At 73.3% G+C, this 13,350-nt stretch carries 9 protein-coding genes; 7 read left to right on the top strand and 2 right to left on the bottom strand.

The window, feature by feature from the left end; all coding sequences use genetic code 11:
- Positions 1-37 precede the first annotated feature (37 nt).
- Both STRTUCAR8_RS21480 and STRTUCAR8_RS21475 read right to left on the bottom strand, forming a co-directional pair.
- Positions 38-1,975, bottom strand: a complete 1,938-nt coding sequence (locus tag STRTUCAR8_RS21480; RefSeq protein ID WP_044472602.1) for a hypothetical protein — start codon at positions 1,973-1,975, stop codon at positions 38-40.
- 130 nt (positions 1,976-2,105) lie between these two features.
- Complete coding sequence (locus STRTUCAR8_RS21475) at positions 2,106-3,491, bottom strand: NsdA family TPR-like regulatory protein (protein WP_006377978.1); 1,386 nt, start codon at positions 3,489-3,491, stop codon at positions 2,106-2,108.
- Between the two features lie 340 nt (positions 3,492-3,831).
- Here STRTUCAR8_RS21475 and STRTUCAR8_RS21470 point away from each other — a divergent pair, with 340 nt between their 5' ends.
- The 7 genes from STRTUCAR8_RS21470 (at position 3,832) to STRTUCAR8_RS21440 (ending at position 13,348) form a co-directional block, all read left to right on the top strand.
- Positions 3,832-4,485 carry a bifunctional DNA primase/polymerase gene (locus STRTUCAR8_RS21470; RefSeq protein ID WP_234372529.1) on the top strand — a complete coding sequence of 218 codons (654 nt, stop codon included), beginning with the start codon at positions 3,832-3,834 and terminating at the stop codon, positions 4,483-4,485.
- Between the two features lie 225 nt (positions 4,486-4,710).
- Positions 4,711-5,487, top strand: coding sequence for an ABC transporter ATP-binding protein (locus STRTUCAR8_RS21465; protein WP_006377962.1), 777 nt, complete (start codon positions 4,711-4,713; stop codon positions 5,485-5,487).
- A complete protein-coding gene (locus STRTUCAR8_RS21460; protein WP_006377991.1) occupies positions 5,484-7,082 on the top strand; it encodes a hypothetical protein in 1,599 nt (532 codons plus the stop codon). Before STRTUCAR8_RS21465 ends, STRTUCAR8_RS21460 begins: the two co-directional genes overlap by 4 nt.
- Before the next feature lie 135 nt (positions 7,083-7,217).
- Positions 7,218-8,030 (top strand): hypothetical protein, encoded by an 813-nt coding sequence (locus STRTUCAR8_RS21455; protein WP_006377969.1) that lies wholly within the window; start codon positions 7,218-7,220, stop codon positions 8,028-8,030.
- Between the two features lie 5 nt (positions 8,031-8,035).
- On the top strand, positions 8,036-12,478 hold the full coding sequence (locus tag STRTUCAR8_RS21450; protein WP_006377957.1) for a CHAT domain-containing protein: 4,443 nt from the start codon (positions 8,036-8,038) through the stop codon (positions 12,476-12,478).
- A gap of 37 nt (positions 12,479-12,515) precedes the next feature.
- Complete coding sequence (locus STRTUCAR8_RS21445) at positions 12,516-12,680, top strand: hypothetical protein (protein WP_158697419.1); 165 nt, start codon at positions 12,516-12,518, stop codon at positions 12,678-12,680.
- Positions 12,677-13,348 carry a hypothetical protein gene (locus STRTUCAR8_RS21440; protein WP_006377980.1) on the top strand — a complete coding sequence of 224 codons (672 nt, stop codon included), beginning with the start codon at positions 12,677-12,679 and terminating at the stop codon, positions 13,346-13,348. The genes STRTUCAR8_RS21445 and STRTUCAR8_RS21440 overlap by 4 nt, the downstream gene beginning before the upstream one ends.
- Positions 13,349-13,350 lie beyond the last annotated feature (2 nt).

Genomic DNA, 13,350 nt, shown 5'->3' with positions numbered 1-13,350 from the left:
TGCCCGGCCGCCGGGTCAGAGCCGGGTCAGAGCCGGGTCAGAGCTGGGTGGACTGGCGCTCCGTCAGGCCGTACGACTTCGCGATCGTGTTCCACAGCTCGGCCGCCTTGGACTTCTGGGCGGTGGCGATGCCGCTCTGCTGGTTGCCCCGCTGCGTCTGGCCGGTCGAACGGGCCTGGCCCTTCTTGCAGCCGTTCTTGCCCGCCACCTGGTCGGCCCAGGCCGCGTAGTGGTTGTCGGCCGACTGGGACGCGTGCCACGCCTTGGTGAGGGCGTCGGTCAGCTGGGCGTGCTCGGGGAGCTTGTCGACGGACAGTGAGGCGAGCCGGGTGACCAGCTCCCCACGCTGCTGGGCGGCGCCGCGCAGGTCCGAGGCCGCCTGGCCGAGGTTGTTGCAGGACTTGACGTTCGCCACGGCCTCGATCACCGTGTCGCGGCTGTTGTTGCTGTCGGCGAGAAGCTTGTCGAGTTCGACGGCCTGCGCCTTGGCGGGGTCTGCGGCCGGAGCCTCGGACTCCTCCGGCGCGGCCGAGGTCGCCGCGACCGTCTTGTTGTCCGCGTCGTTGTCGCTGTCCCCGCCCCCGCTGCTCAGCAGCGCGCCGGCGCCTATCCCGAGCACGGCGAGCCCGACACCGACGGCCGCGATGACGGGCACCTTCGAACGCCGGCCGCCACCGCCCCGGCCGCCGTGCCGGTCGTCCATGTCGTGGGGCGCGTGCCCCCCGGCCGCCTGGAAGCCGTACGGGGGCTGCTGGGCGGCGTACGGAGCCTGCTGGCCGTAGGGCCCGGGGGCGGGCTGCTGGTGCTGCTGGGGCTGGATGCGGGGCATCTGCTGGGTGGCGCCGGCCGGTGACTCGGCGCCGGGTGCGGCGGGGCCGCCGCGGAAGAGGTTGTCGAAGTCGGACGGCGGCTGACGCTCGTCGGGACCGCCCGGGTGTCCGCCGTACGGGCCCGCGGGCACCGGCGGGATGTACTGGGTGGCGTCGGCGTCGGACCCGCCGGGGGCCGCCTGCGGTACGCGGCCCAGGTACGCGGTCGCCTCGGCGGCCGACTCCGGCGGCATCGCGCCGGGGCCCACGGGCGGGAGGAACTGCGTCGCCGCCTCGTTGACGTGCGGGGCCGGGTGGGAGGGCGCGGGGGTGTGGGCCGTCACCGGCGGGAGGTACTGGGTGGCCGGTTCGGCGACCGGCCCCGGGTTACCGGGGACGGGCGGGATGTACTGCGTCGCGCCGTCGTCGAGGGGCGGCAGCGGAGCACCGGGCGCGGCGGCGTACGGGAGGGCCGCACCGCCCTCGGGGGGCAGCGGGGCGCCACCGTACTGCCCGTACGGCTGCCCGTACGGCTGATGGGGCTGCCCGTGAGTCGGCTGGGCGGCCTGCTGCTGGTACGGCGGCATGGGCGCGCCCCCGGCGGCGGGCGGGAACGGCGCGGACTCGGCGCCATGGGGGGCCTGCGGTACGGAGTGCTGGGCGCCCGGGGCCGACTGGGCGCCGTAGCCGGGCTGCTGGGCCCAACCGCCGGACATGCGCGGGTCGTTGTCCCACGTGGGGGCCGACGGCGCCTGCTGCTCGGGCTGTTGCTGCGGCTGGGGCTGTTGCTGCTGTTGCTGAGGCTGGAACTGGCCCTGGTCGCCCCACTGTTGGTTCTGCTGCTGGTACTGGTACTGCTCCTGGTGCTGCTGGGCGTCCGGTGCCGCCGGCCAGTCATCGGCCGCCGGAGGTTGCGCCTGGCCCTGGGGCCGGCTCTGCCCCTGCGCGTGGGCCTGGTTCAAGTCCGGGCCCCACGGCTGTCCCCAGGCCTGACCGGCGGCCGGGTTCGGGTTCGGGGGCGGGGGCAGCGCCGGGGTGGGAGCGGGCCTGCCGACGCTTCCCCCCGTCATACCCGGCAGCAGCGGTTCGCCGCCGTCGGAGGGCAGCACGATGCCTTCGCGCGCCACGCGCGGCGAGGGCTCCTCGCCCTGTCCACTCTGCGTCACCGGGACTCCTACTAATGGGGGACCTTCGGAATCGTCGGTTAACGCTACCGGGTTCCCGGAATCCGATTCCACGCAGCACAGGACCGGACCGGTCCCCCACCAGCCGCTCAGCGTCCCGCTGTGTCTCCTGTCACGCCGCCGCCCGCAGATCCAGCCGGGCCCCGAACTCCCGGACCACCGGTTCCTCGCGGTACGGCTCCAGGCGCATGTGGAGGTCCTCCAGGTACTCGGCGCCCCGGTTGGAGCGCAGGGTGCCGAGGAGTTCCACCGCGCGCAGGCCCGTGTGGCAGGCTTCCTCGACCTCGCGCTGCTGGACCTGTGCCGTGGCCAGCAGCACCAGCCCGATGGCCCGGCGCCGTGCCCGCGTCTCGGGGTGGCCGTGCAGTGACTCCTGCGCGCAGCGGGCCGCGGCCTCGGCCTGGCCGAGGTCCCGGTGGCAGTGCGCCAGCTCGTCGGCCAGGTAGGCCCCGTCGAAGTGGGCGATCCACGCCGGGTCGTCCCCGGACTCCGGATCGGCCGCGTCCAGCGCGTTGACCGCGCGCGCGGACGCCAGCTGGGCCGACCGCGCGTCTCCCATCAGGGCGTGCCCCCGGGCCTCGGCCGCGTGGAACATCGCCTCCGCGCGCGGGGTGACCCTGCCACGCGCCCCCTCCTGTGCCGCCCGCGCCAACTGGGCGATCTCCCGCGGGTTTCCGAGCTGCGCGGCGAGATGGCTCATGGAGGCGGCGAGTACGTATCCCCCGTATCCCCGGTCCCCGGCCGCCTGGGCGAGCCGGAGCGCCTGGATGTAGTAGCGCTGCGCGAGACCGGGCTGGCCGGTGTCGACGGCCATGTACCCGGCGAGTTCGGTCAGCCGTGCGACGGCGGCGAAGAGGTCGCGGCCGACGGCCTCCCGGTACGAGCCCGCCAGCAGCCCGGAGACGACGCTGTTGAGGTAGTGCACCACGACCGGCCGCACGTGCCCGCTGCCGAACTGGTGGTCCAGGTCGGTCAGGGCCTGCGTCATCGCGCGCACCGCCGCCACGTCCGACGGGCCCACGCGGGGGCCCGCCTGGCGCGCCACCTGGGAGTCGGGGGACGAGATCAGCCAGTCCCGGCTGGGCTCGACGAGCGCGGACGCGGCGACGGACGAACCGGAGAGGAAGTCCCGCCGGCCCACGTCGCTGCGCCACAGCTCACACACCTGCTCGATGGCGCCGAGGACGGTCGGGGAGAACTGGAGTCCGACGCCCGAGGCGAGGTTCTTGCCGTTGGCCATGCCGATCTCGTCGATCGTGACCGTACGGCCGAGTTTGCGGCCGAGGGCCTCGGCGATGATCGCGGGCGCCCGGCCCCGGGGCTGCTGTCCGCGCAGCCAACGGGCCACGGACGTCTTGTCGTACCGCAGATCGTGGCCGTGCTCCGCGCCGCACATGTTGACCCGGCGGGCCAGCCCGGCGTTCGAGCAGCCCGCTTCCTGGATGAGCGCCTGCAGCCGTTCGTTCGGCTGCCGCGCGACGAGAGGCCTTGCGGCCATGGCGTACCCCCTGAGGCTGCGGTGCCGTGCCCACGCACCGGGTTGACGTGCCTTCCGTGCCCGGAACCCCTTCCGTACGCGGCCCGGCGAGCGGACACGTACGGCGAAAAGATCCGGCCTCGAAGATCAATGCCCCGCAGACATGCCGACAATGCGAAGCATGTGAGGATTGCCGGGGTAAAGGCGGATGCCCAGCCCCTCCCCTGCCTACCCAGCCCCGTCCCGGATCCTCCTGCGCGCCCCCGCCCATGCATCCATGCGCCCCAGATGCGGAATCGATGCTCCTCCCCCGCGCATGTGACATGCGTAACTCATGAATCCCACTAGAGTTGTCCTCATCGTGGAAGAGACCATCGCGGGCCCTGATGCTGCCCAAATCCCTAAGCAACGCGGCGAATCCCTCTTGGAAACCGCCGTCCGTTACGCCGAAGAACGCCACTGGGACGTGTTCCCCGGTACGTGGCTGGAAGCAGTCGACGGGGTGCAGCGATGCTCCTGCGGCGACACAGCGTGCGCCCTGCCCGGCGCACACCCGTCGCGTCCCGACTGGATCACGCAGGCCACGGGCAGTGCGACCGTCGCGCGCCGGATGTGGACCGACCAGCCGACCGCCTCGATCCTGCTGCCGACCGGCCATACGTTCGATGCGATTGACGTGCCCGAGACTGCCGGGTTCCTCGCGCTGGCGCGCATGGAGCGGATGGAACTGACGCTCGGGCCCGTGATGTTGACGCCGGATCGGCGGATGCGGTTCTTCGTGTTGCCGGGGGCGTCGGTGAAGGTGCCTGATCTGGTGCGCAAGTTGGGGTGGTCGCCTGCCTCGCTGGATCTGGTCGCGCTGGGCGAGGGGTCGTACGTGGCCGCGCCGCCTACCCGGTACGCGTCTCGGGGGGCTGTGCAGTGGGCCTGCCGGCCTACGCCTGCGAATCGATGGTTGCCTGATGCGGAGGAGTTGATCTCGCCGCTCGCTTACGCGTGCGGGCGGGATCGGTAGCCTTCGCGGATCGCGGATCGGGGTGCGTGGTTTCGGTTGTTCGGCGGCTGCGGGCCGGTTGTGGCTGGTCGCGCAGTTCCCCGCGCCCCTAAAGGCCTGCGGTTGCCCGCGGCCCCAAAGGCCCGGTTGCCCGCGGCCCTGAAAGCCCGCGGTGGAGCTGCGGATCAGATACAGCGCTCGCCCCGAGACGCCGAAAACCATGGAGTCTGACCTAGGGTTTCTCGCATGGTTGATGGTGCTGCCGTGCGTGTGCAGGGGCTTTGGAAGCGGTTCGGGCAGCAGGTCGCTGTTGCCGGGATCGATCTGGAGTTGCCCGCCGGGAAGTTCGTCGGGCTCGTCGGGCCGAACGGGGCCGGGAAGACGACCACGCTCTCGATGGTGACCGGGCTGCTGCGGCCCGACCAGGGCACCGTGGAGGTCGTGGGGCACGACGTGTGGCGCGACCCCGTCGAGGTCAAGGCACGGATCGGGGTGCTGCCCGAAGGGCTTCGGCTCTTCGAGCGGCTGTCCGGACGTGAACTCCTCGCCTACTCGGGTCGGTTGCGCGGCCTGCCCGGCGTCGAGGTCGACAAGCGGGCCGCCCAGCTTCTCGATGTCCTCGACCTGGCCGGCGCGCAGCACAAGCTCGTCGTCGACTACTCGACCGGCATGCGCAAGAAGATCGGCCTCGCCGCCGCTCTCCTCCACAATCCCGAAATCCTGTTCCTCGACGAGCCGTTCGAGGGCGTGGACCCGGTGTCGGCGCAGATCATCCGGGGTGTGCTGGAGCGGTACACCGCCTCCGGCGCCACCGTCGTCTTCTCCTCCCATGTCATGGAGCTGGTCGAGTCGCTGTGCGACTGGGTCGCGGTGATGGCGGCGGGGCGTATCCGGGCGCACGGCCCGCTGGCCGACGTGCGGGGTGACGCGCCCTCGCTCCAGCACGCGTTCCTCGAACTCGTCGGGGCGGGCGAGCGCGACCACGGGTCCCACCTCGACTGGCTGGGCGGCGGCGCCCGATGACGGGGGAAGGGTCGGTCACCGCGGTCGTCGTACGCCTGAAGCTGTCGCTGCTGCGCAACGGGCTGCGGCAGTCCGCGGGGCGTCGGGCCGCGTACGTCACCTCGGTCGTCGTCGTGCTGCTGCTCGCCGCGCTCCAGTTCCTGGGGCTGATCGCGCTGCGCGGCAACGCGCACGCCGCGTCCGTCACCGTCATCCTGCTCGCGGTCATGGCCCTGGGCTGGGCCTTCATGCCGCTGTTCTTTCCCAGCGGGGACGAGACCCTCGACCCGACCCGGCTGGTGATGCTGCCGTTGCGCCCCCGGCCGCTGGTCCGGGCGCTGCTCGTGGCCTCGCTCGTCGGGATAGGGCCGCTGTTCACGCTGTGCCTGCTCGTCGGGTCGGTCATCGCCCTGGCGCACGGCGGGGCGGCGTTCGTCGTGTCGCTCGTCGCCGTTCCCCTCGCGCTGCTGGTGTGTGTGGCGCTCGCGCGGGCCGTCGCCGCCGCCAACGTCCGGTTGCTCAGCAGCCGCAAAGGGCGCGATCTCGCCGTACTCAGCGGGCTGGTCATCGCGATCGGGGCGCAGCTCGTCAACTTCGGTATCCAGCAGATCGGTTCGGCCGGGCTCGGGCAACTCGACCCGGCCGCGGAGGTGTTGGCCTGGGTGCCGCCCGCTTCCGCCCTCGGGGCGGTGGACTCGGCGAGCGAGGGTTCGTACGGCGTCGCCGTGGCCCAACTCGCGCTCAGCGCAGGGACGTTGGTGCTGCTGCTGCGGGTCTGGTCGCGGACCCTCACCCGGCTGATGACCTCGCCCGACGGGTCCACCCTGCAGGCCGCCGAGCCGTCCGGCAAGCGGGAGCGGACGTCCGGCGGGCCGGCGCGGTGGCTGCCGGACGGGCGTACCGGGACCGTCATGGAGCGGAGCCTGCGCTATGCGTGGCGAGACCCCAAGACCAAGGCCGCGTGGGTGACCTCGCTGGCGATCGGGCTCATCGTGCCGGTGTTCAACGCGATGCAGGGCACCGGTTCGGTGTACTTCGCCTGCTTCGCGGCCGGGATGCTCGGCATCCAGATGTACAACCAGTTCGGCCAGGACACCTCCGCCTTCTGGATGGTCGCGATGACGATCTCGTCCACCCGGGACGCGTACGTCGAACTGCGCGGCCGGGCACTGGCGTTGCTGCTGGTCAGCCTGCCGTACGCCACCCTCGTGGTCGTGCTCACCACCGCGCTGCTCGACGACTGGACCACACTGCCGGAGGCACTCGGGCTGTCCCTCGCGCTGCTGGGGGCGATGCTGGCGGCCGGGGCCTGGTCGTCGGCCCGGTACCCGTACTCCATCCCGCAGGAGGGCTACAAGAACGTGGTCCCCGGGCAGGCCGGGCTCGCCACGGCCGCCATCTTCGGCGGCATGGTCGGCGCCGCCCTGCTGTGCTCCCCCGTCATCGCCCTCACCATCTGGCTGAACGTCGACTCCGGCGGCGACCGCTGGACGTGGCTCCTGCTGCCGGTCGGCGTCGGATACGGCGCCCTGCTCATCCTGCTCGGACTGCGCCTCTCCGCCCCGCGCACGGCACAGCGGCTGCCGGAGATCCTGGCGGCGGTCAGCAAGGGCTGAGCCCGCACCGGCCGCGCGGCACACACTCCCCCACATCCCTGCACTCCCACCGAACTTGCCTACGGCATACGGGGTTTGAGCCACGAATCGCGGGGAGGGAAGGGGGGATGGAAGCTTTCAGGGGGGAGCGCCCGCATGGCCAGATGGTTCGGCAGATCCAGGTCCAGGAGCTATGACCCGGTCGGCGCCGCGGCGGAGTCCGAGCACCTCGAACCCCTCGGTGTCTCCGACGACCTGCGGCTGGCCTACGGCCGCACCGGCGACCCGAAGCTGCTGCGCGGCGCGCTCCAGGCCGCCGAACTGGCCGTTCAGGTCTACCCGGTCAACGACGTCCGGCACGCCGCCGCCCTCTCCGCGCTGTGCATGCTGCACCGGCTGAGCTGGCAGCGCGACCACTCCGCCCCCGACCTGATCAAGGCCGTCGACTACGGGCGCCAGGCCATCGACAAGTCCCAGCCAGGCGACCCGGTACTCCCCCGGCACATGTCCTCCCTGGCCACCGCGCTCCAGGAGGTCTACGACAGCACCAAGGACCAGGAATCCATCGACGAGGCGATCGCCCTGTACCGCGGCTGCCTGGAGATCATGCCGGTCGGCGTCGGCGCACAGGGCGAGGAGCGTGTCGCGCAGGAGTCCAACCTCGCCAACTCCCTGCTCCGCAAGGGCCGCACCCTCAAGGACGACACCGTCCTGAACGAGGCGGCCAGACACGCCCGCGCCGCACTGCGCGACACCCCGGACGACCATCCACAGCACCCGGTGCGCCTCGTCAACCTCGGAGGCGCGCTCCTCGGGCTCGTCCAGACCGGCCACCACGAACACATGGAAGCGGCGGAGGACATGTACACGCGCGGACTGCTGGCGCTCCCGGAGCAGCACCCGGCACGCCCCGGCGTGGAGCAGACGCTCGCCATCATCAAGGGGCTGCGCAGACAGTTCGGGGTCTGACCGCGATGCCGGACGGTGCGCTGGTCGAACTGACCCTGCACGTCGAGGACTTCGCCGGGCCCGACCGCTGGCGGTGGGTGCTTGTTGCGCCCGACGGCAACGTCCTCGCGCGGCACGATGTCCGACTGGACCCGTCCGGCCCCCAGTACGAGGCCTTCGTCGACCTGCCCGGGTATCTGCGCCGGCACGCGGCCCCGGACGTACGGGCCGCGCGGGAACGGGAGATCGTCCGGGACGTGGGCACGTGGATCGGCGCGGAGGTTCTCGGGCCCGTCGCGCCCGCGCTGCTCGCGGCGGCCCCGGCGGTGGTGCGGGTCGTCGTGCCGAGGGACGTACCGGCCGCGCGGCGCCTGATGTTCGTACCCCTGGAACTGGCCCACGCCCAGGGGCGGCCACTGGCCGTCCAGGACGTGACCCTGGTGACGCAGTGGGGTACGGAGGGCCGGGCCGGGGAGCGCGCCAGGGACCGGCCGGACCGGTCTGGCCGACCCGTACGGGTGCTGGCGCTGTTCAGTCTGCCCGAGGGCAGCCGGGCGCTGAACCTGCGGCGCGAACGGCTCGCGCTGACCAGGGTGTTCACGGACGCGGCACGCGCCGGGCGCGCGGTGGAGGTCCACACGCTGCAGTACGGGGTCACGCGCGAGCGGCTGCGTGCCGTACTGGCGCGGCCGGCCGGCTGGGACCTCGTCCACGTCTCCGGGCACGGCGCCCCCGGCGAACTCCTCCTGGAGACCGACGCCGGGCGCCCCGACCGTATCCGCGCGCCCGAACTCGTCGACCTTCTCGGCGCCGCCCGTGGCGTCTCCCTCGTCACCCTGTCGGCGTGCTGGTCGGCGGCGGCCGGGGATCCGGTGGGTGACGAGGTTTCCGGCGGCCCGGAGGAGCCCGTGGCCCGGGCAGTGGTCGGGGCCGTCGCCGGGGACCTCGTCGAGCGGCTCGGGTGTGCGGTGCTGGCCATGCGGTACCCCGTGGAGGACGGGTTCGCGATCGCCCTCGCCGAGGGTCTCTACCGTCAACTGGTCGTCGAGGGAGAGGTGTTGCCCCGGGCGCTGGCGGGGGTGCTCGCTGAGTTGTCGGCGGCGGACGCCGGGGCGGAGGGGATGCCTGGTTCCGCGTTGCGTGCGGCGACTCCGGCGCTCTTCGGGGCGCGGGCGGTGGAGCTCATCCTGGAGGCACCGGCGGGTGGGCCGTCAGGCGAGGCGCTGGATGAGCCGCTGGGCGGCGCAGACATCCCCGGCCAGGAGAAGGCCGCCCAACTCCCAGCCCCACCCGACCACTTCGTCGGCCGTGTCGCCCTCCTCGCGCGCGCCGGTGCCGCCCTGGCCCCTCGCAGCGGACTCTGCGGGGTGCTGCTGCAAGGCATGCCGGGGGCCGGAAAGACCGCCTGCGCACAGGAGTTGGCCGCCACGCATGCCCACGCCTTCGAGCGGGTCGTCTGGTTCACCGCACCCCAGGAACAGGAACGGGACAACGACCACCGCCCGGAGGAAGCCCTCGCCTCCTTCGCCCTGACCCTGGAACGGGCGGTGCCCGGGCTGCACTGCCTGCGTCTGCTGGACACGGGCGGGCCCGACCGGTCGGCGGAGGACTTCGCCGGCGCCGTCGCTTCGTGGCTTGAGCGGGAGCGGGTGCTGCTGGTCCTCGACGGCATCGACGCGCTGCTGACTCCCGACAGGGCCTGGCGGGACCGGCGTTGGGGCGCTCTCGTCGATGCGCTGTCCGGGCACACCGGGGCGGGGCGGCTGATCCTGTGCGGGCGGGTACGGCCGGCCGGGCTGAGGACGCGCGTACGGACCGAGCCGGTCGACCTGCTGACCCCGGACGAGGCCCTGCTGCTGGCCCGCGAACTCCCCCATCTGGCCCGCCTGATCGCCGGACAGCTCCCCGGCACGACCCCAGCGGCCGCACGGCGACTCGCCACCGGGCTTCTCGAACTCGCCCAGGGGCACCCGGGATTGCTGGAACTGGCCGAGACCCAGGCCGCCGACCCGGAGCGCCTGACCCGACTGCTGGCATCCGGGATCCGAGCGTCAGCAGCGGGAGCGGACGCCGACGAGAACGAGGACGACGACGAGCATCTACGCGTACTCCGCGCCTGGTCCGAGGGCATCGCCACCGAACTCGCCCCGGCCGAGCGCGACTTGTTCCATGTCCTGTGCTGCCTGGACGAGGCCGACCGCAACCGCACGGTTCTGGACCACAACTGGCCCGACCTGTCAGCCCGACTCGGGCACTCCGACACACCGGTCGGCACAGCGCTCCGGACACTGGTCGCCCAAGGGCTCCTCACCCCGCGTCAGGGACAGTCGTACGAGATCCAGGCCACCGTCGCCGCCGAGGGGCGGGCGCGGGCCGGTGCGCGGGTACGGGAACCGGTCGACACGCGGCTGTCGGGGTACTGGCTGCGGGTGTTCGAGATGGCGTGGACCCGCGAGGGCACCGACGCCGAGGGGGCCCAGCTGGCCGGCCCGCTGCTGACGCACGCCGCGCTGTCCGCCGCTCCTTATCTGATCCGGCTGCGACAGGAGTCGGGCGCCGCGACGCTGCTGGAAGCCGTACTGCGCCGGGACACCTCGGCTCCGACCAGAGCCCGCGTACTGCCCCTGCTGCGCCGGATCGCGGTGCGCGCCGCGTCCGCGCCCGGCAGCGGAGTCGTACCGCCGACGGAGGCGCTGGCGCGGGTGCTCGGCGAGACCGACCCGGCGCTCGCCGAACGGCGGGAACGCGCCGCCCTCGCCTCAGCGCTCGAACGGGGCGACCACTCGGCCGCAGCCACCGCGACCAGCGCCCTGGCCGACCTCTGCGTACGCACCGGACGTCTCACGGAGGCGCTCGCCCTCGCCGAACAGGGCCTCGACCACACGCGCCTGGCCGGGTCGGGCACCTGGACGACGCTCCTGTACGAGGTCCAGCGGCTGCACGTCCTGTCGCAGACCGACCGGGCCGCCGAGACCCTCGCCGAGGCCGACGCCCTGCACCGGCGAACGCGTGACGTGCCCCGGGAACGCGGGCCCCGGGAGGGAGTCGACTGGTGGGAGGTCTGGGAGGAGCTGTGCGACACCGGGCAGCGCGCCGCGATCGAGGCGGGCGAGTGGCGCCGGGCGCTGGAGTACGCCGACGACCTGGCCGCCTCCAAGCGGGCCCGCGGCGCCCCGGTCACCGACTTCGCGCGGGCCCGGCTGCCCGCGTACATGCCGTTGCTGCGTCTGGACCGGACGCGGGACGCGCTGCGGCTGCTGGAGGAGTGCCGGGAGGTCTTCGAGGACGCGGGGGACTTCCCGTATCTGGGTGAGGTGTTCGGGGCGCTCGCCAATGTGGCGCACGTCCGGGGGCACGGCGAGGTGGCGATCGCCCGGGAACGGGACAGCCTGCGGTACGCGTACCGGGCGGGGTTGCCGGCGCTCGTCGCGGTCGGGCACGCCAACCTGGGCACCTATCTGCACGTCTACGCGCGGGACGCGGCGGGCGCGGTCGCCCACCATCTCGCGGGGGCGCTGCTCGGCACGCTCACCGGCGGCGGCCGGACGACGAACGCCGCGCTGTCCCTCGCGGGCGACCTCCGGGAGTTCGGGGCGGACGCCCGGAATCAACTACCGGTCGACATAGAGGAGTTGTGCGCGCGGGTGGCCGAGGTGCCCGGGGTGACCCTGGACCGACTGCTGGCCGGCCTGGACCCCGGGCTCACCCGCGCCCGGGAGACCCTCGCCGCGTTGGCCCGGAACGCGCGGGAGGGCACGGAGGAGGCGGAGGGGGAAGGGAAGAGGGAGGGGGAGGGGAAGGGGAAGGGACAGGAGACGGGAACGGGGACGGGAACGGGGACGGGGACGGGGACGGGGACGGGGACGGGGACGGGGACGGGGGCGGGGACGGAGGCGCGCCGGCTCGTCGCTGTGCAGGCGGCGGCGTGGGGCATGACCTGGGAGCCGGCACTCGCGGCGCTGGTGGCCGCCGAGCGGCGCAACACGGCGGCGAAGGTGAAGCTCCGCCAGCACCTCGCCCAACTCGACGCACTGGACCCGCTGTTCGGCCCCCTGGCCGACGTACTGGCGCGGATACAGGACGGTGAGCGCGGGCCCGGTGTGCTCGCCGGGCTGGGATTCCTCGACGCCGCCGTGGCGGGGCGCGCGCTCGACGCGCTGGCCGGCCGGGTGACCGTACCCGTCGAGATGTGGACCGCGATGCATCTTGGTATCGCCCTCGGCAGCTTCGTCGCCACCGCTCTCGGCGAGGGCGGGACCGACGAGGGCGGGACCGACGAGGCGAGCCGGGAGATCCTGGACGGGTTCGCCTCGGACCCGCTCCTCGCGTCGACGGCCTCCGTCCTGGCACGGATCCTCGGCGGCGAACGCGACCCCGCGCTCGCCGCCGAGCTGCCTCAACCGACCCAGCGGGCGGCCGTCGCCGCGGTGCTGCACTACCTCAACGCGGTGGAAACGGAGACTCGTTGACCGATGCGTGGCGGCCGTCACCTGGGATACTGCGCGCATGGCGGACGCCCCGAAGATCAACGACGTACGGCTCGGCGACGACGGTGTGCTGGAGTTCTACGACGGCACGGCGTGGGTCCTGTACCCGGACGTGCCCGACGACGACGGCCCGCCCCAGGCGCTGACCAAGGACTCCCCCACCGTCAAGGACTGGCCGCAGTGACCACCGAGCCGCCACCGGCCTCGCCGGGAACGGACGTCGGCACGCCCTTCGACGCCCTGCCCTCCCCCCTCGACGCCGTGCCCGAACTGCGGGCCGCCGCACGGTGGATGATCGCCTCCTTCGGTGCCGTCGGGGCCGCGCTCGTCGGCGGTGGACCGCTGGTGGCCGTAGGGAAGGTGCACGGGCTGGGCGAGGCGCTGGTCGCGGGCGGCGCACTGGCTGTCGCGCTCGCCGGGGTCTGCCTCGCCGTCTGGCAGGTGAGCCGGGTGCTCGTGCCGCCGATCACCACCGCGGCCACCCTCGACACCCCGGCGGCACGCGGCCTGCGCGAGCTGATCGATGCCTCCCCGGCCGACTTCTTCGGCTCCGCCGCCACCGGCGTCGACGATCTGCTGCGCCACCGTGCCGTCGCCGTGAACATCCACCGCGCGCTCGCCGCCGAGACCGACCCGCACCGCCGCGCGCAACTGCGAGGGCACCTGGACCGGGCGAGGACCAACATCGCCCGCACCGACCCCTTCGTACGCTGGCTGCTCGCCATGGCGCACGTCTGGCAGATCCGGGCCGCCTTCCACCAGGCCCGCCGCTGGTGCCTCCTCGCGGTCGCCCTCGTCGCGACCGGCGCGGTCGCCTTCCTGACGGCCACGGGAGGAACCGGCAAGAACTGAGC

The organism is Streptomyces turgidiscabies Car8, from assembly GCF_000331005.1.
GTDB classification, from domain to species: domain Bacteria; phylum Actinomycetota; class Actinomycetes; order Streptomycetales; family Streptomycetaceae; genus Streptomyces; species Streptomyces turgidiscabies.
Note: the sequence above shows the minus strand (reverse complement) of the source record. Positions and strands in the feature narration are given on the sequence as shown.

Coding starts and splice junctions, on each gene's coding strand:
- STRTUCAR8_RS21475 (WP_006377978.1), bottom strand. CDS start 3,491: ATGGCCGCAAGGCCTCTCGTCGCGCGGCAGCCGAACGAACGGCTGCAG.
- STRTUCAR8_RS21465 (WP_006377962.1), top strand. CDS start 4,711: ATGGTTGATGGTGCTGCCGTGCGTGTGCAGGGGCTTTGGAAGCGGTTC.
- STRTUCAR8_RS21460 (WP_006377991.1), top strand. CDS start 5,484: ATGACGGGGGAAGGGTCGGTCACCGCGGTCGTCGTACGCCTGAAGCTG.
- STRTUCAR8_RS21455 (WP_006377969.1), top strand. CDS start 7,218: ATGGCCAGATGGTTCGGCAGATCCAGGTCCAGGAGCTATGACCCGGTC.
- STRTUCAR8_RS21450 (WP_006377957.1), top strand. CDS start 8,036: ATGCCGGACGGTGCGCTGGTCGAACTGACCCTGCACGTCGAGGACTTC.
- STRTUCAR8_RS21445 (WP_158697419.1), top strand. CDS start 12,516: ATGGCGGACGCCCCGAAGATCAACGACGTACGGCTCGGCGACGACGGT.